The sequence below is a fragment of the Rhodopseudomonas palustris HaA2 genome, assembly GCF_000013365.1.
Classification (GTDB): Bacteria; Pseudomonadota; Alphaproteobacteria; order Rhizobiales; family Xanthobacteraceae; genus Rhodopseudomonas; species Rhodopseudomonas palustris_J.
Genome location: NC_007778.1, coordinates 4,759,999 through 4,785,507, shown reverse-complemented (window position 1 = coordinate 4,785,507; position 25,509 = coordinate 4,759,999). Strand labels below are relative to the sequence as shown.

General features: G+C 65.6%; 25 protein-coding genes. 9 read left to right on the top strand and 16 right to left on the bottom strand.

What is annotated here, in order from left to right; genetic code table 11:
• The first annotated feature begins 94 nt into the window (after positions 1 to 94).
• Positions 95 to 1,840, top strand: coding sequence for an ABC transporter substrate-binding protein (locus RPB_RS21200; protein ID WP_041798946.1), 1,746 nt, complete (start codon positions 95 to 97; stop codon positions 1,838 to 1,840).
• Between the two features lie 307 nt (positions 1,841 to 2,147).
• On the opposite strand, the gene RPB_RS21195 is transcribed toward RPB_RS21200, so the two are convergent.
• The 11 genes from RPB_RS21195 to RPB_RS21150 form a co-directional block, all read right to left on the bottom strand.
• Entirely contained in the window at positions 2,148 to 3,248 is a 1,101-nt protein-coding gene (locus RPB_RS21195; RefSeq protein WP_041798945.1) for an alkene reductase, read from the bottom strand.
• 226 nt (positions 3,249 to 3,474) lie between these two features.
• Complete coding sequence (locus RPB_RS21190) at positions 3,475 to 3,780, bottom strand: hypothetical protein (protein ID WP_011443084.1); 306 nt, start codon at positions 3,778 to 3,780, stop codon at positions 3,475 to 3,477.
• A gap of 327 nt (positions 3,781 to 4,107) precedes the next feature.
• Positions 4,108 to 5,175, bottom strand: a complete 1,068-nt coding sequence (locus RPB_RS21185; protein ID WP_011443083.1) for a branched-chain amino acid ABC transporter permease — start codon at positions 5,173 to 5,175, stop codon at positions 4,108 to 4,110.
• Positions 5,176 to 5,185: 10 nt separating this feature from the next.
• Positions 5,186 to 6,205 (bottom strand): branched-chain amino acid ABC transporter permease, encoded by a 1,020-nt coding sequence (locus RPB_RS21180; protein ID WP_011443082.1) that lies wholly within the window; start codon positions 6,203 to 6,205, stop codon positions 5,186 to 5,188.
• Between the two features lie 121 nt (positions 6,206 to 6,326).
• Positions 6,327 to 7,049 carry an ABC transporter ATP-binding protein gene (locus RPB_RS21175; RefSeq protein ID WP_011443081.1) on the bottom strand — a complete coding sequence of 241 codons (723 nt, stop codon included), beginning with the start codon at positions 7,047 to 7,049 and terminating at the stop codon, positions 6,327 to 6,329.
• Positions 7,050 to 7,230: 181 nt separating this feature from the next.
• Positions 7,231 to 7,995, bottom strand: a complete 765-nt coding sequence (locus tag RPB_RS21170) for an ABC transporter ATP-binding protein (protein ID WP_011443080.1) — start codon at positions 7,993 to 7,995, stop codon at positions 7,231 to 7,233.
• 143 nt (positions 7,996 to 8,138) lie between these two features.
• Positions 8,139 to 9,326, bottom strand: coding sequence for an ABC transporter substrate-binding protein (locus RPB_RS21165; RefSeq protein ID WP_041798943.1), 1,188 nt, complete (start codon positions 9,324 to 9,326; stop codon positions 8,139 to 8,141).
• A gap of 94 nt (positions 9,327 to 9,420) precedes the next feature.
• Positions 9,421 to 10,767 carry a lytic murein transglycosylase gene (locus RPB_RS21160; protein WP_049824764.1) on the bottom strand — a complete coding sequence of 449 codons (1,347 nt, stop codon included), beginning with the start codon at positions 10,765 to 10,767 and terminating at the stop codon, positions 9,421 to 9,423.
• Between the two features lie 128 nt (positions 10,768 to 10,895).
• Positions 10,896 to 11,081 carry a type II toxin-antitoxin system YafQ family toxin gene (locus RPB_RS25120; protein ID WP_433993741.1) on the bottom strand — a complete coding sequence of 62 codons (186 nt, stop codon included), beginning with the start codon at positions 11,079 to 11,081 and terminating at the stop codon, positions 10,896 to 10,898.
• Between the two features lie 96 nt (positions 11,082 to 11,177).
• Complete coding sequence (locus RPB_RS21155; protein ID WP_245258274.1) at positions 11,178 to 11,558, bottom strand: type II toxin-antitoxin system RelB/DinJ family antitoxin; 381 nt, start codon at positions 11,556 to 11,558, stop codon at positions 11,178 to 11,180.
• 22 nt (positions 11,559 to 11,580) lie between these two features.
• Positions 11,581 to 13,026, bottom strand: a complete 1,446-nt coding sequence (locus RPB_RS21150; RefSeq protein WP_011443076.1) for a helix-turn-helix domain-containing protein — start codon at positions 13,024 to 13,026, stop codon at positions 11,581 to 11,583.
• A 202-nt stretch (positions 13,027 to 13,228) separates the two neighbouring features.
• On the opposite strand from RPB_RS21150, the gene RPB_RS21145 reads away from it, so the two are divergent.
• From RPB_RS21145 to RPB_RS21135, 3 genes are all read left to right on the top strand, one after another.
• Positions 13,229 to 14,866 (top strand): isocitrate lyase, encoded by a 1,638-nt coding sequence (locus RPB_RS21145; RefSeq protein WP_011443075.1) that lies wholly within the window; start codon positions 13,229 to 13,231, stop codon positions 14,864 to 14,866.
• Positions 14,867 to 14,889: 23 nt separating this feature from the next.
• Positions 14,890 to 15,099 (top strand): DUF4170 domain-containing protein, encoded by a 210-nt coding sequence (locus tag RPB_RS21140; RefSeq protein ID WP_011443074.1) that lies wholly within the window; start codon positions 14,890 to 14,892, stop codon positions 15,097 to 15,099.
• A 262-nt stretch (positions 15,100 to 15,361) separates the two neighbouring features.
• Positions 15,362 to 15,928 carry a hypothetical protein gene (locus tag RPB_RS21135; protein ID WP_041798393.1) on the top strand — a complete coding sequence of 189 codons (567 nt, stop codon included), beginning with the start codon at positions 15,362 to 15,364 and terminating at the stop codon, positions 15,926 to 15,928.
• Between the two features lie 137 nt (positions 15,929 to 16,065).
• On the opposite strand, the gene RPB_RS21130 is transcribed toward RPB_RS21135, so the two are convergent.
• Positions 16,066 to 16,947 (bottom strand): metallophosphoesterase family protein, encoded by an 882-nt coding sequence (locus RPB_RS21130; RefSeq protein ID WP_085978169.1) that lies wholly within the window; start codon positions 16,945 to 16,947, stop codon positions 16,066 to 16,068.
• Positions 16,948 to 17,076: 129 nt separating this feature from the next.
• Here RPB_RS21130 and RPB_RS21125 point away from each other — a divergent pair, with 129 nt between their 5' ends.
• From RPB_RS21125 to RPB_RS21115, 3 genes are all read left to right on the top strand, one after another.
• Entirely contained in the window at positions 17,077 to 17,565 is a 489-nt protein-coding gene (locus tag RPB_RS21125) for an NUDIX domain-containing protein (RefSeq protein WP_011443071.1), read from the top strand.
• Between the two features lie 118 nt (positions 17,566 to 17,683).
• Positions 17,684 to 19,372 (top strand): mechanosensitive ion channel family protein, encoded by a 1,689-nt coding sequence (locus RPB_RS21120; protein WP_011443070.1) that lies wholly within the window; start codon positions 17,684 to 17,686, stop codon positions 19,370 to 19,372.
• A 65-nt stretch (positions 19,373 to 19,437) separates the two neighbouring features.
• The gene (locus RPB_RS21115) at positions 19,438 to 19,956 is read left to right on the top strand and encodes a GNAT family N-acetyltransferase (RefSeq protein WP_011443069.1); all 519 of its coding nucleotides are present in this window, start codon (positions 19,438 to 19,440) and stop codon (positions 19,954 to 19,956) included.
• Positions 19,957 to 20,091: 135 nt separating this feature from the next.
• Here the strand turns inward: RPB_RS21115 and RPB_RS21110 are convergent, their stop codons facing one another.
• The 4 genes from RPB_RS21110 to RPB_RS21095 form a co-directional block, all read right to left on the bottom strand.
• Complete coding sequence (locus tag RPB_RS21110) at positions 20,092 to 22,446, bottom strand: TonB-dependent receptor domain-containing protein (protein ID WP_011443068.1); 2,355 nt, start codon at positions 22,444 to 22,446, stop codon at positions 20,092 to 20,094.
• 127 nt (positions 22,447 to 22,573) lie between these two features.
• Entirely contained in the window at positions 22,574 to 22,954 is a 381-nt protein-coding gene (locus tag RPB_RS21105; RefSeq protein WP_011443067.1) for a hypothetical protein, read from the bottom strand.
• Positions 22,955 to 23,121: 167 nt separating this feature from the next.
• Positions 23,122 to 23,661, bottom strand: a complete 540-nt coding sequence (locus RPB_RS21100; protein WP_011443066.1) for a DUF3617 domain-containing protein — start codon at positions 23,659 to 23,661, stop codon at positions 23,122 to 23,124.
• Positions 23,662 to 23,673: 12 nt separating this feature from the next.
• Positions 23,674 to 23,964 (bottom strand): hypothetical protein, encoded by a 291-nt coding sequence (locus RPB_RS21095; RefSeq protein WP_011443065.1) that lies wholly within the window; start codon positions 23,962 to 23,964, stop codon positions 23,674 to 23,676.
• 165 nt (positions 23,965 to 24,129) lie between these two features.
• Here RPB_RS21095 and RPB_RS21090 point away from each other — a divergent pair, with 165 nt between their 5' ends.
• Together RPB_RS21090 and RPB_RS21085 are read left to right on the top strand one after the other, a co-directional pair.
• Positions 24,130 to 24,621, top strand: a complete 492-nt coding sequence (locus RPB_RS21090) for a hypothetical protein (protein ID WP_011443064.1) — start codon at positions 24,130 to 24,132, stop codon at positions 24,619 to 24,621.
• Positions 24,622 to 24,737: 116 nt separating this feature from the next.
• Entirely contained in the window at positions 24,738 to 25,433 is a 696-nt protein-coding gene (locus RPB_RS21085) for a ribonuclease T2 family protein (protein ID WP_011443063.1), read from the top strand.
• Positions 25,434 to 25,509: the final 76 nt, after the last annotated feature.

Here is a 25,509-nt window from a genome sequence, read left to right as displayed (position 1 = left end):
CAACCCGGAGCTCGAGAAACGTCGTTCAACGGAGGAAGCAAGGATGCATAGTTTCGGAAATCGGACTCTCTCCAGCCGCTTGCGGCTGATGACGATGGCGAGCGCCGCGGCATTGGTCGCCGCGTCGATGACGCTGGCGGCGCCGGCATGGGCCGCCGACGATGCGGTGCTGAAGAAGTGGATCGACGAGGAGTTTCAGCCCTCGACGCTGTCGAAGGACGACCAGCTCAAGGAACTGCAATGGTTCGCCAAGGCGGCCGAGCCGTTCAAGGGCATGGACATCAACGTCGTCTCCGAGACCATCACCACCCACGAATACGAGGCGAAGACGCTCGCGAAGGCGTTCTCGGAGATCACCGGCATCAAGCTCAAGCATGATCTGATCCAGGAAGGCGACGTGGTCGAGAAGCTGCAGACCCAGATGCAGTCCGGCAAGAACGTCTATGACGGCTGGATCAACGACAGCGACCTGATCGGCACGCATTTCCGCTACGGCCAGACCATCGCGCTGTCCGACTACATGACCGGCGAGGGCAAGGACGTCACCGATCCGATGCTCGATATCGATGACTTCATCGGCAAGTCGTTCACCACCGCGCCCGACAAGAAGATGTACCAGTTGCCCGACCAGCAGTTCGCCAATCTGTACTGGTTCCGCTACGACTGGTTCACCAATCCGGACTACAAGGCGAAGTTCAAGGCGAAATACGGCTACGAGCTCGGCGTCCCGGTCAACTGGTCGGCCTACGAGGATATCGCCGAGTTCTTCACCAACGACATCAAGGAGATCAACGGCGTCAAGGTCTATGGTCACATGGACTACGGCAAGAAGGATCCCTCGCTCGGCTGGCGCTTCACCGACGCCTGGCTGTCGATGGCCGGCAACGGCGACAAGGGCTTGCCGAACGGTCTGCCGGTCGACGAATGGGGCATCCGCATGGAAGGCTGCCGTCCGGTCGGCTCCTCGATGGAGCGCGGCGGCGACACCAACGGTCCCGCGGCGGTGTACTCCATCGTGAAGTATCTCGACTGGATGAAGAAGTATGCGCCGCCGCAGGCGCAGGGCATGACCTTCTCGGAGTCGGGGCCGGTGCCGGCGCAGGGCAACGTCGCCCAGCAGATGTTCTGGTACACCGCCTTCACCGCCGACATGGTGAAGCCCGGCCTGCCGGTGGTGAACGCCGACGGCACGCCGAAATGGCGGATGGCCCCCTCGCCGAAGGGCGCCTATTGGAAAGACGGCATGAAGCTCGGCTATCAGGACGTCGGCTCCGGCACGCTCTTGAAGTCGACGCCGCCGGATCGCCGCAAGGCGGCCTGGCTGTATCTGCAGTTCATCACCTCGAAGACGGTGAGCCTGAAGAAGAGCCATGTCGGTCTCACCTTCATCCGCGAGAGCGATATCTGGGACAAATCGTTCACCGAGCGCGCGCCCAAGCTCGGTGGCCTGATCGAGTTCTATCGCTCGCCGGCCCGCGTGCAGTGGTCGCCGACCGGCAACAACATCCCGGACTATCCGAAGCTGGCGCAATTGTGGTGGCAGAACATCGGCGATGCATCGTCCGGTGCGAAGACGCCGCAGGCCGCCATGGATTCGCTGGCGGCCGCGCAGGACTCGGTGCTCGAGCGGCTCGAGCGGTCGAAGGTGCAGGGTGATTGCGGTCCGAAGCTGAACAAGAAAGAGACCGCCGAGTACTGGTACGAGAAGTCCGCCAAGGACGGCAACATCGCTCCGCAGCGCAAGCTGGCGAACGAGAAGCCGAAGGGTGAGACCGTCGATTACGACACCCTGATCAAGTCCTGGCCCGCCTCGCCGCCGAAGCGCGCGGAGGCGAAGTAAGCGCTCGCTTCGGTTTGGCGTTCGCTCTCCCCAACGTCATGCCCGGCCTTGGGCCGGGCATCCACGAGCTGCAGAGCTCGACGCACCAAGAACGTGGATGGCCGGGACGATCCCGGCCATGACGGGGAAATGAGCGAGAACAAACAAAAGGCCGGGAGCGATCCCGGCCTTTCTTTATCAGTAAGGCCTCTCCGCGAGTCACTCCGGGACGCTCGCGAAGCGAGCGAACCCGGAATCTCTCCGCACCAATTTCTGGATTCCGGGTTCGCGAACTGCGCTCGCGCCCCGGAATGACGGTGGGGGTGGCTTACTGCGCCGCTTGCGCCGATTCCAGCGTCGGGTAGTCGGTGTAGCCCTTGGCGCCGCCGCCGTAGAACGTCGACTTGTCCGGCTCGTTGAGCGGCGCGCCGCTCTTCAGGCGTTCGACGAGGTCGGGGTTGGAGATGAACGGCTTGCCGAAGGCGATCAGGTCGGCCGCATTGGCGTCGAGCTGCTTGTCGGCGAGCGTAAGATCATAGGCATTGTTGCCGATGTAGGCGCCGCTGAAGCGCTTGCGCAGGGACGCGTAGTCGAACGGCGCGACGTCGCGCGGGCCGCCGGTCGCGCCCTCGATGACGTGGATATAGACCAGCTTCAGCTTGTCGAGTTCGTCGACGATGTAGTCGAACAATGCCTGCGGATTGGAGTCCGACACATCATTGGCCGGCGTCACCGGCGAAATCCGGATGCCGGTGCGCTCCGGCCCGATCTCCTTGGCGACGGCCGCCGCTACTTCGAGCATCAGCCTGGCGCGGTTCTCGATCGATCCGCCATAAGAATCGGTGCGCTTGTTGCTGCTGTCGCGGGCGAACTGGTCGAGCAGATAGCCGTTGGCGCCGTGGATCTCGACGCCGTCGAAGCCGGCCTTGATCGCATTGGCCGCGCCCTGGCGGAAGTCGTCGATGATGCCGGGAATTTCGCCGAGCTCGAGCGCGCGCGGCTCGGAGACATCGGCGAATTTGCCACCGACGAAGGTTTTGGTGGCGGCCTTGATGGCTGACGGCGCCACCGGGGCGCCGTGGTTCGGCTGCAGATCGACATGCGAGATGCGGCCGACGTGCCAGAGTTGAATGAAGATCTTGCCGCCGCGCTTGTGCACCTCGTCGGTGACCTTCTTCCAGGCTGTGACCTGCGCGTCGGAATAGATGCCGGGTGTGTCCTGATAGCCCTGGCCCTGCTGCGAGACCTGACTCGCTTCGGTGATCAACAGCCCGGCGCTGGCGCGCTGGCCGTAATATTCCGCCGCCAGCGGACTGGGGACGAGCCCATCGGGAATCGCGCGATTGCGGGTGAGCGGCGCCATCGCGATGCGGTTGGACAGCGTGATCGGGCCGAGCTGATAGGGTTCGAACAGTTTGGAATTTGTCATCTTGCCGTTCCGGAACATTGCGGATGCAAAGAACGTGGGGCGTTCCGGGGCAAACACAATGGCACCGCACAAAATAGATGCGGCTGCATGAAATTTGCAGGGCAATTCCGAAACTGGGCGTTTGAATCAGAAAGAATCTGCTGAAAATTGCCCAGCGGGAGGCGGTTTTGACCCCCCGCGGGGCGTCCGTTCAAAGAGCGGACGCGGTCGCCGCGCGAGCGCGGTCCTAAGCGGTCAGCGCCGGCCGCTGGCGACGGAAAAACCAGAACGCCAGCGGCGCCACGAACAACGTGCCGAAGGCGGGCAGCGCCGCGGCGCGCAGGATCTCGCTCGCCCCGAGGGCTTCGCCGCCGATGCCGAATTTGGCGAGTACAATGGCGAGGACCAGCGTGATGATCGGTGCGACCACCATGGTGGCGGCGCCTGCGGCCTGCGACACCAGTCTGCCGGCCGGAGCGGCGGTTGCGAGCACGCGTGCCACCACAATGGCGGCGGCGAAAGCCAGTGCTGTGAGCACGATGAGCAGTGTCATTTCCAACTTCCTGTTTGGTCGGGTGTCCTCCCCAAGGGGACAGAGGCCCGAGGTCGATTGAAGGAGGCCCTTCGAACGGCAACAGGATACTATTTTGCACTGCACAGACGTTGATCTAGCGCATATCAAAATGGGGCAGTTCGCCGCGGCGGGCGTCTCTTTAGAGGTATCATGGGACGAAATCGGCATTTTGACACCAGATGGTGGTGTCAGGATCTGGGCGCGCGCGTGATCTTCCCCCTGCGCAGGCGCATAGCGCTGGACGGCGCGGGTCGAGAACCATCCAAACCATCGTGCAGGCGCGGCGGCCTCCGACTTCCGTCGAATTCAGTCGGCCGGCTTCGGTGCGCCGCGCAGTCGGCCGACAACGCCGGTCGGGAAGAAATACACACTGGCGACGAACAGCAGCCCCAGCCACAGCAGCCAGCGATCCGGGTGCAGCAGACCCGGCAGCAGCGGCAGGCCGGCGTCGGCGGCGGCGGTCGAGGCGGCGCCCATCAGCGCCTGCAGATAGTTCTGTGCCAGGATGAAGATCGTGGCGCCGATGATGGCGCCGTAGATCGTGCCCATGCCGCCGATCACCACCATCAGCAGAATGTCGAGCATGATCGAAAAGCTGAGCGAGGTGTCCGGCCCGGCGTAGCGCAGCCACATCGCGTTGAGGATGCCGGCGCAGGCGGCGACGAGCGCGGCCAGCACATTGGCGTAAGTGAGGTGGAAGACGGTGCGATAGCCCAGCGCTTCGGCGCGGAAGCGGTTCTCGCGGACCGCCTGCAGCACCCGGCCGAACGGCGAATTCACCACCCGCAGCAGCCCCAGGATCATCGCCGCGCAGCCGACGAGGATGATGTAATAGGTCAGGATCCGGCCGTTGATCCGGACGCCGAACAGATCCTGGATGAACACCGTGCCCGGCCGCAGCAATTCGGGCAGGCTGAAGCTGCGGCCGTCCTCGCCGCCGGTCAGCCACGACAATTGCGAGGCCAGCACCAGAAAGGCGGAGGCGACCGCGAGCGTGATCATCGCAAAGAAGATCGCCTCGACCCGTAGCGAGAACAGCCCGATGCCGAGCGCGAGCAGCGCCGCCAGCGGCAGGCCGATCACGATGCCGGTCGCGACCGCCCCCCAGTTCGGGCCCATCGTGTACAGCGCGATCGCCATCGCATAGCTGCCGATGCCGTAGAACATCGTGTGCGCGAACGACACCGTGCCGGTATAGCCGAGCAGCAGATCATAGGACGCCACCAAGGCTGCGAAGATGCAGATCTTGGCGGCGACGTTGAGCGGCTTGGCGCCGGGAAACACGAACGGGGTGATCGCCAGCATCGCGATGATCGCGATCAGGATCAGCGCCAGCACCCGGCTGCGCGGCGGATCGCCGGAGAGAAGCATCATCGCCTAACCCTCATCGGCTCGTCACCGCATAGAGCCCGCGCGGCCGCCACATCAGGATCGCGACCATCAGCAGGATGTTGGAGACCAGCGCCAGCTTCGGCACCAGGAAGCCGCCGTAATTGGCGACCATCGCCACCAGCAGCGCGCCGATGAAACAACCGCCGACCGAGCCGAGCCCGCCGATGATCACGACGATGAAAATCAGCACGGTGAGGTCGTTGCCCATCGAGGCGTGGACCTGCTCGCGATACAGCGCCCACATGATGCCGCCGAATCCGGCGAGCGCCGAGCCGACCATGAACACGCCGAGGAACAGCCGCTTGATGTGATAGCCGAGCGCCTCGACCATCTCGCGATTCTCGACGCCGGCGCGGATCAGCAGCCCGATCTTGGTACGGTTGAGCACGAGCTGGATCGCGACGAACACCGCGATCCCGACCAGCAGCACCAGCAGGCGATATTTGGCGATCGCGATGTCGCCGATGATGAACGAGCCGCGCAGTGCCGTCGGCAGCGGCAGCGGGATGATCTGCGGCCCCCACAGCGCATACAGCGCCTGCTCCGCGACGATGAGCCCGCCGGTGGTCATCAGGATCTGCTTCAGGTGCTGGCCGTAGACCGGCAGGATCAGCACGCGCTCGACGACCAGGCCGAGCGCGCCCGACACCGCCATTGCGGCCAGCGCCGCCGGCGCCAGCACCGCCAGATTCACCAGCAGCGAATCCGCCTGTGACATCCCGGCGAGCGGCAGCAGCACCAGCGTCGCCACATAGGCGCCGACCGCAATGAAGGCACCGTGGCCGAAATTCAGCACGTCCATCAGCCCGAACACCAGCGTCAGGCCGGACGCCATGATGAAGATCATCATCCCCATCGCGAGCGACGCGACCGTCAGCGTCACCCAGGATGAGAACGAGCCGACCAGCGGCAGCATCAGCAGCGCCAGGATCAGCGGCAGTAGCACCGGTACGAGATCGCGCTTGGGCTTGGGCAGGGCGTCGGAGGGGGCGGGGATGGGGACATCGGTCATGTCAGTCACGATTCGTCATTGCGAGGAGGCGAAGCCGACGAAGCAATCCAGGGGCCCCGTGCACTGCGCTGGATTGCTTCGCCTTCGGCTCGCAATGACGGGGAGAGGGCCGTTGTGTGACTCACTGATGCGCCTCCAGGCTGAGGCCGAGCAGGCGCTCCTGCAGCGGAATGTCGGCGGCGAGATCGGCCATCGCGCCGCGATGCACGATGGTGCCGTTGTCCATCACCAGCACCGTGTCGCCGATCTGCTGCGCGACGTGAAAATTCTGTTCGACGAGAAGAATGGTGGCGCCGGAGCGCTTGATCTCTGCGAAGCATTCGATCAGCGATCCGATGATCGCCGGCGCCAGACCCTTGGTCGGCTCGTCGATCAACAAGAGTTTGCGCGGCTCGACGATGGCGCGGGCGATCGACAGCATCTGCTTCTGTCCGCCCGACAGCGAGCCGGCGCGCGACAGCCAGAATTTCCGCAGTGCCGGGAAGAAGCCGAAGATCCAGTCGAGCCGCTTGTCGTCGAGCTCGCCGTCGCGCGCGGCAAGGATCAGGTTCTCCTTCACCGAGAGATCGGAGAACACCGCCATAGATTCGGGCACGTAGCCGAGGCCGAGCCGGGCGATGTCCGGCGTCGCCATCGCTTCGATGCGCCTGCCCGCGAAGGCGATCTCGCCTTTCGAGGCCGGCCACAGCGCCATGATGGTGCGCAGCGTCGTCGTCTTGCCGGCGCCGTTGCGCCCGAGCAGCATCGTGGTCTTGCCCTCGGGCACCGTGAAGTCGACGCCCTGCAGAATGTGATAGCGCCCGATATTGGTGTGCACGCCTTCGAGCGTGAGCAGGTCGGTCATTCTCCCCTCTCCCGCTTGCGGGAGAGGGGCTGGGGGTGAGGGAGCCCCAGGCACAGTGCTCGCGTCGCCCTCACCCCAACCCTCTCCCGCAAGCGGGAGAGGGGGCGCGCTGGCGCAAGAGGAGAGGGTGCTACCAACATGGGGGCGATCGGCATCTGCATCATTCCATCCTACACTCCGCTCATGCGGCGCTCTTTCCCGGGGCGATGCCGAGATAGGCTTCCTGCACGATCGGCGAGGCGATCACCTCGGCGGGCTTGCCGTCGGCGACGAGGCGGCCGTTGTGCAGCACGATGATGCGGTCGGCGAGCGAGCGCACCACGTCCATCTTGTGCTCAACCAGCAGGATGAGCTTGCTCGTATCGGTCTTCAGCCGCGCAATCAGATCGAGCACCACCGGCACCTCGTCGACGCTCATGCCGGCGGTCGGCTCGTCGAACATGTAGACCTTCGGCTCCAGCGCCATCATCAGCGCGACTTCGAGCTTGCGCTGGTCGCCGTGCGACAGCGCGGTGGCGGCGACGCTGCGGCGGCTGCCCAGCGCGACGCTGTCGAGGATGGCGTCGGCGCGGTCGATCAGGTCGCGCCGCGTCCGCCACGGCCGCAACATGTCGTAATGCGTGCCGCTGCGGGCCTGCACTGCGAGGCGCACGTTCTCCTCGACGCTGAGATTGGGAAACAGGTTGGTGAGCTGGAACGCGCGGCCGAGCCCGGCGCGGGTGCGCAGCGGCGCGGTCATCCGCGTGATGTCCGCGCCGTCGAACAGGATGCGGCCCTCGCTCGGCCGCAACTGTCCGGAGATCAGGTTGAAATAGGTGGTCTTGCCGGCGCCGTTCGGCCCGACAATGGCGGTCAGCTCCCCCGGCCGAAACGCACAGCTCACCGCATCGACGGCGACATGGCCGCCGAAGCGAATGGTGAGGGACTGGGTTTCGAGGGTGGTCATGGGTGAGCGGCTTGATCCGGCACAACGTCAGAGTTCGTCATTCCGGGGCGCGAGCGGAGCTCGCGAACCCGGAATCTCGACGTGACAATCTCGGGATTCCGGGTTCGCGCTTCGCGCGCCCCGGAATGACTCCCTTGTGGCTATCACCGCTTGTTCTTGATCGGGATATTCATGTCCTCGATCTTCAGTTCGCGCACCGGCTCGAGCACGGCCCAGGCGACGTTCGGGTCGACCTTGACCTTGAAGTGATACATGCTCTGCAGCGCCTGGTGATCTTCCTTGCGGAACATCATCTTGCCCTTCGGCGTGTCGAACTCCATGCCTTCCATCGCCGCGATCAGCTTCTCGGTGTCGGTCGACTTCGCCTTCTGCACGGCGGTGACCACCGCCATCGCGGCCGAGAAGCCGCCCGCGGTGAAGAAGTCCGGCGGTGCGTTGAAGCGCTTCTGATGCTCGGTCACCAGCCAGTCGTTGATCGGGTTCTTGGGGATGTCGTAATAGTAATAGGTCGCGCCTTCCATGCCGGGCAGGCGCTTGTAGGCGGCGAGCGCCGGCAGGATGTTGCCGCCGGTCGACAGCTCGATGCCGTAGCGCTTCGGGTCCATGTCCTGCAGCTTGGTCAGCGGATCGCCGCCGCCGGCCCAGATCACCCAGATGATCTTCTTGCCGGGCTTGTCCTTCAGCGTGTCGAACAGTCGTTGGCCGACCGCGGTGAAGTCGGTGGTGGTGGTCGGGACGTATTCCTCGGCGGCGAGCGTCGCGCCGGTCTTGGCCAGCGCCTCCTTGAAGGCGGCGACGCCGTCGCGGCCGAACGCGTAGTCCTGTGCCAGCGTGGCGATGGTGACGCCCGGCTTGCCGATCGCGACCGCGTTGGAGATCGCATCTTGCGACGAGTTGCGGCCGGTGCGGAAGATGTAGCGATTCCACTTCTCGCCGGTAATCTGATCGGCTACCGCCGGCTCGACGATCAGGATCTTCTTGTTTTCCTCGGCGACCGGCAGGTCGGCGAGTGCTGCGGCCGACGACGAGGTGCCGATCGCGATGTCGACGCCGTCGTCCTGGTACGCTTCCGCAAGTGCCGCCTTGGAGAGGTCGGGCTTGCTCTGGTCGTCCTTGGTGATCACCTTGATCTTGCGGCCGTCGAGCGTCATCGTGCCCTTGGTCGCGTATTCGAGCCCCATCATCAGGCCGGTTTCGGTCTGCTTGGCGTAGGCCTCCAGCGGACCGGTCTTGCCGTAGATCAGCGCGATCTTGAGATCGTCGGCGCGAGCGGCGACCGATGCGGTCAGCGCCGGGACGGCGGCAGCGACGAATGCTGCAGCTGCAACAATGGAAAGATGACGCACGTTCTTCCTCCGGGTTTTGTTGCGCCGGACCCTAGAGCAAGTCGGGGGAAGTTGGAACGTCGCCGCAGATGAAATTTCGCTACGGCTGCCGCGCCGGTGGATTGCGGGGGCGCCGTTCGGCCGGCGCTGCGTCGGGTCTCGCGACCGGCCGGAACGGCGGTTCGGTGGAAGCGGACGGCGCGGGGGTAACCGTTCCGCCCATCTTCGTCAGCAGTTCGGCGGTCGGCCAGGAATCCGCCGGCAGGCCGTATTTGATCTGCATCGCCTTCACCGCGCTGCGGCTCTGCTGGCCGAGGATGCCGTCGATCTTGCCGACGTCGAAGCCGGCGCGCGTCAGCAACTGTTGCAATTGCTTCATCTCGTTGAACGACAATTGCGCGATCTGCACGGTCGGCTTGCGCATCGGCGGCGCGCCGGCGATCCGTGTGGCCAGATAGCCGGCGGTGGTCGAATAGATCAGCGAATTATTCCATTCGGTATAGGCGGCGAAATTCGCGTAGGCCAGAAACGCCGGGCCGTGGCGGCCCATCGGCAGCAGTAGCGACGCCTGTAGCGTGTCGCCCGGCAGCGGCCGTCCGTCGGCGAAAGTCACGCCCCATTGCGCCCATTGCGCGCGCGGATGCTTGATGAGCAGGTCGGCCTGATCCCAGGGAAGGTTGGCCGGCACCTGCACTTCCTGCAGCCAGGGCTCGCCGCGCCGCCATTTCAGCCCGGCCGCGATGTAATGCGCGGTCGAGCCGATGACGTCGGCGGGGCTGCGCAGCATGTCGCGGTGGCCGTCGCCGTCATAGTCGACTGCGTAGTCGTAATAGTGCCGCGGCAAAAACTGCGTCTGGCCGAGCTCGCCGGCCCAGGAGCCGATCATTTCGGCGGGCGCCAGATCGCCGCGGTCGACGATCTTCAGCGCCGCGATGGTCTCCTGCTGAAACTTTTCGGAGCGGCGGCAATCATAGGCCAGCGACACCAGCGAGCGCAGCGTCGAGAGGTTGCCCTGGACCGCGCCGAAATCGCTCTCCAGCGCCCAGAATGCGGCGATCACCGCCGGCGGCACGCCGTATTCCTTCTCGGCGCGCGCGAAGGCCTGCGCGTGCTGCTTGATCATCTGCTGGCCCTTGACGCGCCGGCCCTCCGACGCCATCCGCCCGGCGAACACCGTGAAGATCTGCCCGAACACCCGCTGCCCGCGGTCGCGATTGACGATGCCCTGGTCGTAGACGAGATACGGCGAAGCCTGCGCGATCGCCCGCTGCGACACCCCGGCCGCGACCGCCTGCTGTTTCAGCCCGGCGAGAAACTGATCGAAGCTCTGCCCGCCATGGCAGGACGCGCCGCGCTGGGCGAGAGCGGGGGAGGCGGACAGGGCAGTTGCCAGTGCTGCCAACACGGCGCCGCGCCAGTTGCTCGCCAGTCGTTGCACCAAGTTCATCCGCCGCATGGCCACCCCATCAAACGTCATCGCCGGGCTCGACCCGGCGATCCATCAAATCAGACGACGAGTCTTGTTGGGATGGGTTGCCGGGTCAAGCCCGGCATGGCGATCGGGCAACGCCGCGATCATTCATCGAACAGATCGGAGTGGGTGCCGGTCCTCGCGAGCAGCACCTCTTCCGGTGTCAGTCGATAGATCAAAAGCCAATCCGGTCCGATGTGGCATTCAAGGTAGCCGGTCCAAGGGCCTTTCAGCGCGTGCGGACGGCATACTGGCGGAAGCGGCGCTCCCGACGACAGGGCGTCGACAATTCTATCGAGCCTTGCGGTGACTTAGCCTCGTCGATTGATCCGTTTCAGGTCCCGCTTGAACGCTGTGGAGAGCCGAAGGGATCGCACGGCGCCGGCTCATGATTTCCGAGGCTTGGGCCCGAGAATGTCGGCGAACAGCGAGGCGGCATCGCCATCGTGCCGGGTCCCGCCACCACGGTCCAACTCGCGCATCGCACGGATGGTTTCCTTGTTCGGTACCTTCACCGGAAACGGCATGCCTTTGTGAGCGACGACTTGCTTAAGGAATATCGTCACCGCATAGGTGGTCGAGAGTCCGAGCTTGTCGAGGACCGCTTCGGCGCTCTTCTTGAGCTTCGGCTCGACCCGGGCGTTGATATAGCTGCTCTTGACGGCCTTGCGTGCAGCCGTCTTCGCGGTCAGCCGGGCCGGCTGCCCGGTCGTTGCTCGAGACGGAGATTTGGCACGGGGTTTTGTAGGCATCAGGCTTTGTAACACATTTGGGTTACATCTGCCACCCTCACAACTCCCTTGCATTGCTGAACGCAAAGCTCGACGCCCGCCGCGTGTTCTCGTCCAGGATCAGCGTCCGGGTGATCGGCGGCTCGGCGCGCTGGCTGCAGTTTTCGCGTTCGCAGAGGCGGCAGTTGACGCCGATCGGCGTGCCTTCGGCTTTCTCCAGGTCCATGCCGGCGGCGTAGGTCAGCTTCGACGCGTGGCGGATTTCGCAGCCGAGCCCGATGGCGAAGCGCGGCTGCGGCTGCGGGTGCGGCGCCACCGGCCGGCGCACCATCTGGGCGATCGAGAAATAGCGGCTGCCGTCGGGCAGTTCGATCACCTGTTTCAGCAGCCGGTCTGGCGTATCGAAGGTCGAGTGCACGTTCCACAACGGGCAGGTTCCGCCGAATTTCGAGAACGGGAAGGTGCCGGAGGAGAACCGCTTGGAGACGTTGCCGGCGTTGTCGACCCGCAGCAGGAAGAACGGCACGCCGCGCGCGGTCGGCCGTTGCAGCGTGGTGAGGCGATGGCAGACCTGCTCGAAGCCGGCGTTGAAGCGCTGCGCCAGCACGTTGACATCGTAGCTGAGCTGTTCGGCGGCGGCATGGAAAGCGGCGTAGGGCATCATCAGCGCGGCGGCGAAGTAATTGCCGAGCGTGATCCGGTAGAGTCGCCGCGCCGGCTCGTCGAGGGCGCCGGCGCGGTTGACGATGCCGTCGATCACGCTGCCATATTCGGTGAGGCCGGTCTGGAACGCGGCCTGGAAGGCGCGGCCCTGCGAGTCGACCAGTTCGGAGATCAGCAATTGCCGGCGGTGGCGGTCGAACCGGCGCAGCGTCTCGCGCATCACGTCGACCGGCATGATCCGGGTGGTGATCGAATGCCGCTCGCGCAGCCGGTCGGCGAGCGCGCCATAGACCTCCTGCGAGCCGACATTCAGTTCGTCGCGCACCGCCTCGGCGGCCTGCTCGAGCTCCGGGAAATAGTTGCGGTTGGCCTCGATCAGGTCGCGGACGCGCTCGATCGGGTTGGCCTCGAACCTGGTGCCCTCGTCGCGATCGGCCATCTGCGCCGCGACCAGCGTCTCGCCGCGCCGCGCTTCGGTGTAGGCGGCGTACAATCGCTGCAGCGAGTGGGTGACGCCGGGGCACAGCTCGGCGAGGTCGCGCAGTTCCTGCTTCGGCAGGTCGATCTGGCGGAACAGCGGGTCGGAGAAGATCTCGTTGAGTTCGGCGAAAAAACGGTCCTCGTCGGCGGTCGCGAGGTCACGCAGATCGAGATCGTAGGTCTCCGCCAGCCTGAGCAGAATCTGGGCGGTCACGGGGCGCTGGTTCCGTTCGATCAGATTGATATAGCTCGGCGAAATCCCGAGCCCTTCGGCAATCTGGGTCTGCGACAGGCCGAGTTGCTGCCGGATTCGCCGGAACCGGGGGCCGACGAACAGTTTTTTCCCGGATTCACCCGCCATGTTCGCTCCCGGCGTCTTGTGACAAAATTGACAAAATTACATTTGTGACATGTAGGAAAGTTACATGACATCACCATTCGGTCGCAAGAGGTCTAGCCGTTTTTCCTCGACTAGCGTTTAGCTCTCAGCACGTTTCGCAACGCACTGTCACGAATGTCGATGGTGTCGTTGCGGCATAATTCGTACCGAAGGGATCAACAGCATGAATTTCCAGCCGCGTGGGATCAGCGATCTGGCCGCCCAGAAGCCCGCCTCCTATCAGAGCCAAATCGAGGCGGCCGAAGCGCTCCTCAAGGACCAGCCCACCTGGAACGGCGTCAAGGCCGAAGCTGTGGCCCGGATGCGCCTGCAGAACCGTTTCAAGACCGGCCTCGACGTCGCGCGCTACACCGCCGCGCTGATGCGCGCCGACATGGCAGCCTATGACGCCGACAGCACCAAATATACCCAGTCGCTCGGCTGCTGGCACGGCTTCATCGCGCAGCAGAAGCTGATTTCGGTGAAGAAGCATTTCAACACCACCGATCGCACCTACCTGTATCTGTCCGGCTGGATGATCGCGGCGCTGCGCTCCGAATTCGGCCCGCTGCCCGACCAGTCGATGCACGAGAAGACCTCGGTGCCGGCGCTGATCGAAGAGCTCTACACCTTCCTGCGTCAGGCCGACGCCCGTGAGCTCAACACGATTTTCCGCGACCTCGACGCCGCCCGCAAGGCCGGCGACAAGGCCAAGGAAACCGCGCTGATCGAAAAGATCGACAATTTCCAGACCCACGTCGTGCCGGTGATCGCCGACATCGACGCCGGCTTCGGCAATGCCGAGGCGACCTATCTGCTCGCCAAGAAGATGATCGAGGCCGGCGCCTGCGCGCTGCAGATCGAGAACCAGGTGTCCGACGAAAAGCAGTGCGGCCATCAGGACGGCAAGGTGACGGTGCCGCACGAGGTCTTCCTGGCGAAGATCCGCGCCTGCCGCCACGCCTTCCTCGAACTCGGCGTCGAAGATGGCATCATCGTCACCCGCACCGATTCGCTCGGCGCAGGCCTGACCCAGCAGATCGCCGTCAGCCATGCGCCCGGCGACATCGGCGACCAGTACAACAGCTTCCTGGATTGCGAAGAGGTCGACGTGACGTCGGTCGGTAATGGCGACGTCATCATCAGCCGCGAGGGCAAGCTGCTGCGCCCGAAGCGTCTGCCCAGCAACCTGTACCAGTTCCGCGAAGGCACCGGTGCGGATCGCTGCGTGCTCGACTGCATCACCTCGCTGCAGAACGGCGCCGACCTGCTGTGGATCGAGACCGAGAAGCCGAACATCGCGCAGATCGCCTCGATGGTCGATCGGATCCGCGAAGTGATCCCGAACGCCAAGCTGGCCTACAACAACTCGCCGTCGTTCAACTGGACCCTCAACTTCCGTTGGCAGGTCTACGACGAGATGAAGGCGGCCGGTAAGGACGTCAGCCAGTACAATCGGGCCGAGCTGATGAAGGCGGAATACGACGAGACGCCGCTGGCGAAGGAAGCCGACGAGAAGATCCGGACCTTCCAGGCCGATTCGGCCAAGCGCGCCGGCATCTTCCATCATCTGATCACATTGCCGACCTATCACACGGCAGCGTTGTCGACCGACAATCTCGCCAAGGAATATTTTGGCGAACAGGGCATGCTGGGGTATGTCAAGAACGTGCAGCGCCAGGAAATCCGTCAGGGGATCGCCTGCGTCAAGCACCAGGACATGGCCGGCTCGAACATCGGCGACGACCACAAGGAATACTTCGCCGGCGAGGCCGCTTTGAAGGCCGGCGGCGCCCACAACACGATGAACCAGTTCGGCTAACGACAACAACAGGAGCGACGACGATGTCGAACGGCAGCAATTTCTGGGTGATTGGCGGCGAGTTCGGTTCGATGAACTTCCACAAGCTCGTTGAAGGTTCGGCCCAGGTTCAGGGTCCGTTCAAGACGCGCAAGGAGGCCGAAGAGGCCTGGAAGGTCGTCTCCGAGGAAAACCGGCATCGCGCAGGCGTGCGGTTCTCCATCGTCGAAGAGCCGAACCGCGCGACGGCCTGATCACGATCAGGGCCTGACCACAATCAGAAGACGTCCAAGGACTTTGGCGGTCTCACCGGGGCAACCCGGCGGGGCCGCCATCGTCGTTTTGGGCGGCGTCTTGTTGCGGGGACCGTCCAGGTCATCGGCGATTGCCGCCAATCCGCACGCGCGAGCTCCGCGCCGCGATGGAACCATCGATGCAAATCCTTGAGGGAGCGTGCCCTTTCCGCTGCCGAGGGTTACTGATAGGTTAATTTCGGGCAGTTGGGCCGGATGGCAGATGGCGGACGCGCAGAACAGAAATGCCGGGGCGGAACAGGTGCGGCCGATGCGGCTGCGCGACGCTCTGCGCCAGGCGCGGATCGAGGCCGCCGATCGCACCGGCGTGGTGGTCGATCTGCGCGACGCCGAGATCGCCCGGCTGGAAATCCTCAACGAGGCGCTCGACCCGCTGTTCGCGGAAATCCCCGACGGCGTCGATCTGTTCGATCGCGGCCTCAGCCAGGGCGACACGCCGCGGCTGTGGATCGACGTCGTCGCCCATGTGATGATGGGGCGTGACAAGCGGATCTACCGCTTCGTCCAGGACACCCGGTTCGGCCGCATCGTACTGGCGGAATCGCACGAGGCCGCGAAGATCGTCGACGCGATCACCGACTACGTCGCTCGCCGGCTGATCGAGCGTGAACACGCGCTGACGGCCGCGACGCCGCTGCCCGCACCCCCGGCGCCGGTATCTGTCGACAAGCCGCGCCGTAGCGGCTTCGGGATCTTCGTGCTCGGCTTCGTCGCCGGCGCGCTGGCGCTGTTCGCGCTGGCCCTGTTCGCGGCGCTGCGGAATATGTGAAAGGCGCACCTCTAAGAATGCCAACCTCTCCCCGTCATTGCGAGGAGCGAAGCGACGAAGCAATCCAGGAGCGCTTCTCCCGGCGCTGCTGGATTGCTTCGCTTCGCTCGCAATGACGGCGAAGGGCTTGTGCGGAGCTACAACAGTCGCGCGTCCTGCAGGTCGGTGATCGTCTCGGTGTCGCCGAACCCGCGAATCCGATGTTCGCAACGCCAGCCGTCATTGGCCTCGCTGATCGCGAATAGATTATACGCGGCCGACGGGCGGTGGTGATCGTTGAAGGCCGACGCCGACGGCACCCCGACCACCGGGATCGGCCCCCTCGGCGTGTCGATCCGGATGGTGGCGTGGACGTGGTCGTGGCCGTGCAGCACCAGATCGACCGGATGCCGCTGCAGCAGCGCGATCAGTTCGGCCGAATCCGTCAGGCGCTTGTGGCGCGAGCGTGATCGCAGCGGGTGATGAATCAGCAGCACGCGAAACGCTCGCTCGGAGTCCAGCCGCTGCAGCAGGGTCTCGAGTCGCGCGCGCTGCGCGTCGCCGAGCCAGCCGGTCGCCATGAACGGCGCGGTCGGCACTGCGGTCGAGACGCCGATGATGGCGACAGCGTCGCGGCGGCGCAGATAGGGAAAGCCCGCCGCGCCGTCATCGCCGCGGATGTAGTCCGCGAACGTCTCGGCGATCAGCGGCGCGGTGGCGGCCACATAGGCGTCGTGATTGCCGGGCACCAGGCTGACGCGATCCGGCGGGCCGACGCTGTCCAGCCATTGCCGTGCCGGCGGGAATTCCTCGGCGAGTGCGATGTTGACCAGATCGCCGGTCACCGCGATGTGGTCGGGCCGCTGCGCCTGCAGGTCGGCGACCAGGGCGTCGAGGATGTCGCGGCGGTGGATGTTGTGGCGGTTGCGGGTCCAGTTCAGATAGCCGAGCAGCCGCTTGCTCGCGAGGTCGGCCAGCCGCGGCTTCGGCAGCGGCGGCAGATGCGGATCGGACAGATGCGCCAGAGTGAAAGTCATCACGCGGTCCTCCGCGGTCCGGCCGTCCGCGAACCCGTCGCGAAATCCCGCCTGTCAAAATCCGCCCGGTTTTGGCAAGCTCGCCGCACCGGCGCAAGCCTCTGCTGCGTCCGATTCGAGGATGACCCGCCGTTGCCGGCCCTGCAGACTTTGCGCGTGACTCTCGAGCCGGTGCTGCGGCGGGTGTTTCATCTGTACTGGCGGTTCGCCCGCGGCATGACGCTCGGCGCCCGCGGCGTCGTGCTCGACGAGCAGGGGCGCGTCTTTCTGATTCAGCACTCTTACGTCGGCGGCTGGCATCTGCCGGGCGGCGGCGTCGAGGTCGGCGAAACCTTCCTCGACGCGCTCCGCCGCGAACTGATGGAGGAAGGCCGGATTGAACTGACCGGCGATCCGGAGTTGCACGGGATTTTTCTCAACAGCCATGTCTCGCCGCGCGATCACGTCGCCGTCTATGTGGTGCGGCAGTTCCGACAGGACAGGCCGCCCGAGCCCAATCGCGAGATCGTCGCCTCCGGCTTCTTCGACGTTGCCGAACTGCCGCCGGATACCACCCGCGGCACACGGTTGCGTATTGCCGAGGTGCTGGACCGCGAACCGCGGCGCCCGACCTGGCGATAAAGGCCGTTTCGCCCCCGTAAACGCCGCGCCATCACATCAATGGCTCATTTCTCTGGTCAAACTACGGCCTCACCGACACGATTTGGAAGGACTGGTTTTGGCGGCACGTGCGATGGCGATGTTTCGATCGCTGCTTCTTGTTTGGGCAATATTGGGAACGAGCGTCGCGTTTGCGCAGATCCCGGCACCGAACGGGAACGGCAACGGCAGTCCTCCCGCCAAGGCGGAGGAGAAGCCCGCCGATCCGCTCGGCCGCGATACGCCGGCCGGTATGGTCACCGGCTTTATCGATGCCGCCGCCGAGCAGAATTATGACAAGGCCGCGCAATATCTCGATCTCAGCCAGGAGAAGGGCGCCTGGGGGCCGAGCGTCGCGCAGCAGCTGCAGCGCATTCTCGACCAGGGCGGCTACGTGTTTTCGCGGTTGCGGCTGAGTGCGGATGCCGCCGGTGACCAGGACGACGGACTTGCGCCGGATCAGGACAAGTTCGGTGCCGTGCGCACCGATCACGGCAGCGTCGATCTGATCGCGCAGCGGGTCGACGGCAAGGACGGCGTCAAGATTTGGCTGGTGTCGGCGCGGACGGTCGGTGAGCTGCCGGCGCTGTCGCGCACGGTGACGTCGAGCCTGGTCGACAGGATCCTGCCCTATGCGCTCCGCGACGAATACCGGCTCGCCGGCGTTCCGGCGGGCCACTGGCTGGCCGTCATCGTGCTCGCGGTGCTGACATTTTCGATCGTGTGGGCGATCACCGCCGCGATCCTCTGGGTGGTCTTCCGCTTTCGCGGCCCGGAGTCCCGCATCAGTCGCGTGCTGAGCGCCTCGGCGCTGCCGATCCGGCTGTTCTTCACCGCGATGTTGCTGCGCATCGCGCTGGTGCTGACCGGCGTGGCGATCGTCGCGCGCCAGCACATGTCCGGCGCCACCGAACTGCTCGGCTGGATCGCGCTGTCCTGGATCGTCTGGCGGGTGGTCGACGCGCTGGCCGAATTCGCCATCGCCCGGATGACGCTGCGCGGCCGGCTGTCGATGCTGTCGGCGGTGACCTTCATCCGGCGCAGCGTCAAGTTCGCGCTGATCGCTTTCGCGGCGATCGCCGGGCTCAACGCGCTGGGCTACAATGTCACCGCGGGTCTCGCCGCTCTGGGCATCGGCGGTATCGCGATCGCGCTCGGCGCGCAGAAGACCATCGAACATCTGGTCGGCAGCCTGACTCTGGTGACCGATCAGCCGATGCGGGTGGGCGATTTCTGCAAATTCGGCGAGACGATGGGCACGATCGAGGACATCGGCATGCGCTCGACCCGGATTCGGACCCTCGACCGCACCCTGGTCACCGTGCCGAACGGCGCGCTGGCCGCGGTGCAGATCGAGAACTTCAGCCGCCGGGACAAGTTCTGGTACCACCCGATTCTGGACCTGCGCTACGAGACCACGCCGGACCAGATGCGCGGCCTGATCGCGGCGATCCGCGAGATGCTGCTGGAGCATCCGAAGGTCGACAACGACCCGGCGCGGGTGCGGCTGCTCGGCTTCGGGTCGAATTCGCTGCGGGTCGAAATCTTCGCCTACATCCACGCCGTGAGCATGGATGAGTTCCTGGAAGTGCAGGAAGATCTGACTCTGAGGCTGATGGAATTGGTCGAGGCGGCGGGGACCGGCTTCGCCTTCGCGTCGCAGACCGTCTATTTCGCGCGGGACAAAGCTCCGTCGTCGGGCCGCTCGCCGGCTCTCGCGCCGGCGGACCACCCGGACGGCGATAGCGCCGCGTCGCAGCATCGCGCGGGCGCCGCTGCTCGCACCTGAGGCGCCTGGCGGTTGCAGCCGGGCGGTGGACCGCGCCCGGCTGCGATGCTATTGCGGCGTCCGCCATGACCGATCTGTCCCTGACCATCCTTCCCGAAAGCCCGAACCACGCCCAGCTGATCGAGCGGCTGCACGAGCGCACCTTCGGGCCGGGCCGCTTTGTTCTCAGCGCCTACCGGCTCCGCGAGCACATCGACCATATCAATGCGCTGTCGTTCACCGCCTGGATCGGGACGCTGCTGGTCGGGTCGGTGCGGCAATTGCCGATCCTGGTCGGCGATACCCCGGCGCTGCTGCTCGGCCCGCTGACGGTGGAGCCGCCGTTCCGCGCGCGCGGCGTCGGCCGTGCGCTGCTCGACCGCGCGCTGGCGGACGCCCGGGAACAGGGCCACAAGCTGATTCTGCTGGTCGGTGACGAGCCGTATTACAGCCGGGTCGGGTTCAAGAAGATTCCGAAGGGGCGGGTGACGATGCCCGGCCCGGTCGACGCCCACCGGCTGCTGGTGATGGAACTGGCCGACGGCGCGTTCGACGGCGTCAGCGGTCCGATCCGCCCGGACTGGAGCAAGGCGCGGACCGCTTAGCGACCTATCGCGAGTCATTCCGGGGCGTCGCGTAGCGACGAACCCGGAATCTCGATTTGATGATGGGGTTGTTCAACAATCTCTGGATTCCGGGTTCGCGAGCTTTCGTTCGCGCCCCGGAATGACTGCAGCGAATCAGAACTTCAGATTCGCGAACGCGCGCACGCCGATACCGGGCATCAGCACGTTGTCCTTGCTGTAGGACACCGAGTTGCGGATGTCCTCGTTGAGCAGATTGTTGCCGACCAGGCCGACCAGCATTTCCTGTGCGCCCCAGACGTTGGGGTTGAGCTTGGTGCGGTAGCTGATCTCGGCCTTCAGCAGATTGTAGCCGGGCGTCGTCGTCTCGGCGATGTCGGCGACGTTGTTCTGCGCGAAGGCGTGCAGCAGGTTGACCCGCATCAGCCAGTTGGCGTCGCGCCAGAACAGGCCGCCGCCGAGGCGCACCGGGGGAATCCGCGGCACGTTGGTGCCGTCGGCGAAGGTGGCGCGTACCACGTCGACCTGGTTCTCGATGCCCCAGGTGCCGCCGTAGAACTGCGCGACGTCGAGCTGGCTCTGGAATTCACCGCCCTTGAAGGTGGCGTCGCGCTGCGAATAGATCGCCTGGTTCAGTTCGAGGCCAGTGCCGACGATACACGCGCCGTCCTCGCACGTGTTGCCGGTCAGCCGGCGATAGATGAAGCCGCTGAACTGGGTGTAGTAGCCGGTGATCTCGAACCGGAACGGGCCGTCCGCCCGGCGCAGGCCGACTTCGACCGACTTCGCCGTCTCCATCTTCAGATTGGGATTGCCGATGTCGAAGGTCGCGGTGGCGTCGTGGCCGCCGCGCGAGAACAATTCGGCGGGCTTCGGGGCGCGCTCGACATATTGCCCGGTGATGCTGGCCGACAGGCCCCATGGCAGCGCCTGGATCAGGCCGAGGCTGAAGCTCTTCGGCGTGAAGGACAGGTTGCGCGAGGTGGCGGCGCCGATCGCATTGGGATCGGTGTTGAGGTCGAAGATCTCCGGCACCGAGGAGGGTGATGATCCCGACAGTTCGACGTGCTCGATCCGGCCGGCGACCTGCGCCTTGGTGGTATTGGTGAACTGCAGTTCGTTGAAGACGTAGCCGGCGACCTTGGTGTTCTTGTTGGGATCGAACAGTCCGTTCAGCGGGCTGGTCGGATCGTCGGGGCTGGGCGCAGTCAGTTCCTGATGGCTGGCCTGGACGCCGACCGCCGTGGTCACCGCCGCGAAGCCGGCGTTGAACGGCGTCAGCTGAACTTCGAGCCGGCCTTCCTGCTCGCGGTTGGTGAAGGTCTGACGCACACCGCCGCTGGTCGGGTCGGCGGCATCGGCGAGGCCGATCTCGTTGTGCTTGTAGTCGGTGGCGCCGACCCAGAACCGGATCGCGTCGATCGCGGCGGCGTCGGGACGATACTCGCCCTTGGCGTTGAACTTGGTCTGCTTGGCGTCGATCTTTGTGCCCAGTTCCACTCCCTCGGGGCCGGGGATGTGGTAGATCGAGTTGTTCTGCGTGACCGACGCACCGATGAAGCCGCCGTGGAACAGATACGAGCCGCCGATCGACGCCCCGCTCGCCTGCGAGGCCGAGTTGGTCTGGCGCCCGTTGAACGGAATGCCGGCATCGGCATACGGGTAGCTCGGTACGTTGTAGTCGCGGGTGTTGCGGCCGTAGACGTCGGCATGGACCGCGACATTGTTGCCGGCGGCGTCCAGCAGCACGGCGCCTTCGACGCCGCGATCGACCGAACTCACGGCGCTGCGGACCTCGGCGTTCATGCAGCCGGCCGAGCCGCCGAGCGCCGCGGGCGCGTTCACCGGCAGGCCGTAGCTCTGGAACGGTTGCGCGCAGGGCGGCAACGCGTCGGGAATCCGGTTGTTGGTGGCGCTGACCACGCCGCCGATCGCGGTCGAGCCGTAGCGCAGCGTCGCCGGGCCGCGGATCACCTCGACCTGGTTGGTCGCGAGCGGGTCGATCGGCACGAAATGGTCTTCGCCGAGATCGGAGGCGCCGTTGCTGCCGATGCCGTTCTCGATGATGTTGACGCGATTGACGTCGAGACCGCGGATGATCGGCCGGCTGGCGCCGCCCGGTGCGTAGCTCGAGCCGGTGATGCCCGGCTTGTTGTTCAGCAGATCGCCGAGCGTGCCGCCGCCATTGCGCCGGATCTCCTCGTTCGGCACCACGGTGACGGTGGCGAACTGGTCGGTGACGATCGGCAGCGTACCGGGCAGCGCCGGAGCCGGCTGGGCGACGACGGGCTGCGTTTCGGCCGGAGCGGCTCCGCGCTGCCGCGCGGGCGCGGCCACGCGGGTCGCGGGGCGGGCCGGCGGGGTGGTGTGGCGGCGCACGATCGGGCTCGGCGCGGTGACGGTCACCTCGGGCAGGGTGGTTTGCGCGAAGGCCTGTGGGGCAGGCAGACTTTCGAAGGCGACGACGGCAGCGCTTCCGAGCAGGAGCGCGCGTTTGAACGGGAGTGACATGGTCTGATCCTGACTGACCGGCTCGGCGCTTCAGCACCGGAACCCGGACTCTGCGCTTGGCAGATCGAAACGAATTGGTCTGCGGGCCCTGTCGAAACGGGGCTGCGCATGGCTCGATCGGATTCAGTCAGGCAGCAGGAGGCGCGCGCGGCTGGAAGCCGCCGGGCTGCGGGCTCGGATCGGCGGCGGCTACGGCGGCAATGCGGTAGTGGAGCGGTGCGGCACGCCGCGGCGGCAAGGCGGGCGGCGCCGCGTCGAGCGCGGTCTGTGCCATCGAGACGACGGCGCAGATCGCGCAGAGATCGGCTGCGGCGTTGTGATGGTGATCGGTGTCGGGTGCGTCCGGGCCAATGGCCGACGCGGCCCTTTCGATCGCTTGCGCGGGGACGTCGAGGGCGTGGACGTGGCCGAACGACAGGGCAAATTGCAGAGCCAGCGCGATCAGCGCCAGCCGTGCTCCCCACCCGATCTTCGCCCGTACCCAGCCCATGCCACCCAGCCCCGACATCGAGGGGCATGCCCCTGCCACCCGACGTTACAATGTAACATCGCGACAAGAGCGACGGCTGTCAACGGAGGCTGGGACAATCGTCGCCAAGTGTTGCATTTGCGCAAGCGTCGCACGGATCGAGCCGTTCGACCGGACCCATGCCCGGCCGATGCACAGGCCGGCCGCTACTTCGGCGGTTTCGGCATCAGCGCCTTGAGCTTCTCGATGTCGGCGATGTTCATCTTGATGCCGCCGGGCATCACGATGTCGCCGGGCCTCTGGCCGCTCTTGCAGGGGCCGAGCCATTTCGCATCCAGCGTCATGGTGGCGTCCTTGGGCACGCCGGGCAGCGGCTTGTCGTTGTGCGAGGTCACCTTGACCGTATAGGCCGAGTTGAAATCGCCGGTGATCTCGGACCGCGACGTGGTGGTCATGCCGGCGATGCTGCACACCGCGTCGGTGACGTAGCCGGTGGCGGTCTTCTGGGTGTCCTGCTTGGAGCAGACCTCGTTGGACAACGGCTGGAACGACGAGACCATCTTCTTGTCGGTGGTCTCGTCGGTGCAGTGCTGCATGGCGACGTCGTCGCCCGCTGCGCCTGCCCGGCCCATCTTCAGCTCCCACAATCCCGCCTTGCGGATCGGCAGCTCGATGGCAAGCGCGGCTGTCGCCGAGGCAAGCAGCAACGGCAACGCGCAGAGCCCGAATGCAACCGACCGCTTCATCGGGATCGCCGCTCAGTAGGCGACGCGCAGCGGCCGCTGGTCGGCGCCATACGGCACCCAGCGGCACGCAAACGAGATGTAGCCGCCATAATTGGCCTGCACCCCGAGCAGCTTCACCACCTTGCCGTAGCGCGCGCAATGGTCGATCGCGATGGCGCGGACGTCGGCGTGGCCGACCAGATTGTAGGAGATGATCCCGCCGGTATCATTGCCCTTGACGATCGGCACGGTGTCGGCGCGGGCGGCGGTGCCGGACAGAACGGCACAGAGAGCGGCAAGGCCCGCGGCCTTCAGCATTCGCATCGGAATCTCCTTCGTGGCTCTTGTGATTCTAGAGCGTTGCGACCGCGATGGAAAGAACGCACGGACATTCGCGCGCCGGGATGTGCGCAGGTGTGGCTGCGCTGCACTTGACCTCCGCATGGCTTCGCGGCACCGTCCGCACCAGAAAAATCCGGTGGATCGTCCATGCGCCTTGTTTCGACATCGAAGTTTCCGGCCCTGAGATTGACGGCCCTCCGTTTCCCAGTGGCGGCGGCGCTGGCGCTGCTCGGCATGCTGGCGCTCGCGCCGGCGGCGCAGGCCGCCAATCCGCTGGAGATGAACTTCTGGCTGTCCGGCCCACGTTACGACGGCAATCTGCCGGCCTGCGAGGCGGGGCTGACCTCGGTGACCTATCAGTTCGGCGAGAAGGAAGGCACCTTCTGGAATTCGGCGCTGCGGATCACCGGCTATACGCAGCTGCGCGAAGTCGCGTTCCGTCCCTGGCAGAGCGACAACATTCCGCGGCGCTATTGCGCGGCCGAAGCGCATCTGAACGACGGCAAGGTCCGCCCGGTGTATTTCTCGATCATCGAGGACGGCGGTCTCGCGGGCTTCACCGACGGTGTCGAATTCTGCGTCGTCGGGCTCGATCGCAACTGGGCGTTCAATCCGGCATGCAAGGCGGCCAAGCCCTGATCCCGCGGGGCGGCGGCGCCCCTGTTTTGGCGCCAGCGCCTTCCACCATTTGCGTTCTTGAAACGTTCCCGATCGCTCGCTAGGCTTTGCTATTCACGGCAGCGGGGCCCTTGATCATGCGCAATCCTATCGTTCGCCGGCGGGCATGGCTCGCCGCTTTGGCCGCTTGCGCTGTCGCATGTCTCGGCACCGCAGCGCCTGCCCAGGATCGGCGCCAGAACGCCCCCGGCGAGTTCGATTTTTACGTGCTGGCGCTGTCGTGGTCGCCGTCTTATTGCGAGCAGGCGTCCGAGCGCGGCAATGCCGGGCGCTCGCAGCAGATCCAGTGCGGCGGCCGGCCGTTCTCCTTCGTGGTGCACGGGCTGTGGCCGCAATACGAGCGCGGCTTTCCGGAATATTGCCAGCGCCCGTCGCCGCGGCTCGACCGGCGGATCATGAATTCCATGCTCGACCTGATGCCGGCGCCGGGGCTGATCTACAACGAATGGGACAAGCACGGCACCTGCGCCGGCACACCGGCGCGCGATTACTTCGAGAACATCCGCCGGGCGCGCGCGGCGGTGCGGATTCCGCCGGATTTCATCGACGCCAAGGAACCCCGGACAGTGACCCCCGCCGAGGTCGAGGAGGCCTTCATCAAGGTCAATCCCGGCTTGAGCGAGTCGGCGATCGCCGTGATCTGCGACCGCACCCGGTTGACCGAGGTCCGGATCTGCATGAGCAAGGATCTGCAGTTCCGCGCCTGCGCGGAGGTCGACCGCCGCGCCTGCCGTCGCGACCGTCTCGAGGTGCCGCCGGTGCGCGGCGGCTGAGGCGCCGCGCATGGCGAAGCCCGGGCGGGGCCGGCACCGGTCGGCCCTCGCAGCCGGCGCCAGCCTGGCGCGCGCT

Excerpts from the sequence above, each read along its gene's own strand:
- RPB_RS21200 (WP_041798946.1), top strand. The coding sequence starts at position 95 with ATGGCGAGCGCCGCGGCATTGGTCGCCGCGTCGATGACGCTGGCGGCG.
- RPB_RS21195 (WP_041798945.1), bottom strand. The coding sequence starts at position 3,248 with ATGACAAATTCCAAACTGTTCGAACCCTATCAGCTCGGCCCGATCACG.
- RPB_RS21190 (WP_011443084.1), bottom strand. The coding sequence starts at position 3,780 with ATGACACTGCTCATCGTGCTCACAGCACTGGCTTTCGCCGCCGCCATT.
- RPB_RS21185 (WP_011443083.1), bottom strand. The coding sequence starts at position 5,175 with ATGATGCTTCTCTCCGGCGATCCGCCGCGCAGCCGGGTGCTGGCGCTG.
- RPB_RS21180 (WP_011443082.1), bottom strand. The coding sequence starts at position 6,205 with ATGACCGATGTCCCCATCCCCGCCCCCTCCGACGCCCTGCCCAAGCCC.
- RPB_RS21175 (WP_011443081.1), bottom strand. The coding sequence starts at position 7,049 with ATGACCGACCTGCTCACGCTCGAAGGCGTGCACACCAATATCGGGCGC.
- RPB_RS21170 (WP_011443080.1), bottom strand. The coding sequence starts at position 7,995 with ATGACCACCCTCGAAACCCAGTCCCTCACCATTCGCTTCGGCGGCCAT.
- RPB_RS21160 (WP_049824764.1), bottom strand. The coding sequence starts at position 10,767 with ATGAACTTGGTGCAACGACTGGCGAGCAACTGGCGCGGCGCCGTGTTG.
- RPB_RS21150 (WP_011443076.1), bottom strand. The coding sequence starts at position 13,026 with ATGGCGGGTGAATCCGGGAAAAAACTGTTCGTCGGCCCCCGGTTCCGG.
- RPB_RS21145 (WP_011443075.1), top strand. The coding sequence starts at position 13,229 with ATGAATTTCCAGCCGCGTGGGATCAGCGATCTGGCCGCCCAGAAGCCC.
- RPB_RS21140 (WP_011443074.1), top strand. The coding sequence starts at position 14,890 with ATGTCGAACGGCAGCAATTTCTGGGTGATTGGCGGCGAGTTCGGTTCG.
- RPB_RS21135 (WP_041798393.1), top strand. The coding sequence starts at position 15,362 with ATGGCGGACGCGCAGAACAGAAATGCCGGGGCGGAACAGGTGCGGCCG.
- RPB_RS21120 (WP_011443070.1), top strand. The coding sequence starts at position 17,684 with ATGTTTCGATCGCTGCTTCTTGTTTGGGCAATATTGGGAACGAGCGTC.
- RPB_RS21115 (WP_011443069.1), top strand. The coding sequence starts at position 19,438 with ATGACCGATCTGTCCCTGACCATCCTTCCCGAAAGCCCGAACCACGCC.
- RPB_RS21110 (WP_011443068.1), bottom strand. The coding sequence starts at position 22,446 with ATGTCACTCCCGTTCAAACGCGCGCTCCTGCTCGGAAGCGCTGCCGTC.
- RPB_RS21105 (WP_011443067.1), bottom strand. The coding sequence starts at position 22,954 with ATGTCGGGGCTGGGTGGCATGGGCTGGGTACGGGCGAAGATCGGGTGG.
- RPB_RS21100 (WP_011443066.1), bottom strand. The coding sequence starts at position 23,661 with ATGAAGCGGTCGGTTGCATTCGGGCTCTGCGCGTTGCCGTTGCTGCTT.
- RPB_RS21095 (WP_011443065.1), bottom strand. The coding sequence starts at position 23,964 with ATGCGAATGCTGAAGGCCGCGGGCCTTGCCGCTCTCTGTGCCGTTCTG.
- RPB_RS21090 (WP_011443064.1), top strand. The coding sequence starts at position 24,130 with ATGCGCCTTGTTTCGACATCGAAGTTTCCGGCCCTGAGATTGACGGCC.
- RPB_RS21085 (WP_011443063.1), top strand. The coding sequence starts at position 24,738 with ATGCGCAATCCTATCGTTCGCCGGCGGGCATGGCTCGCCGCTTTGGCC.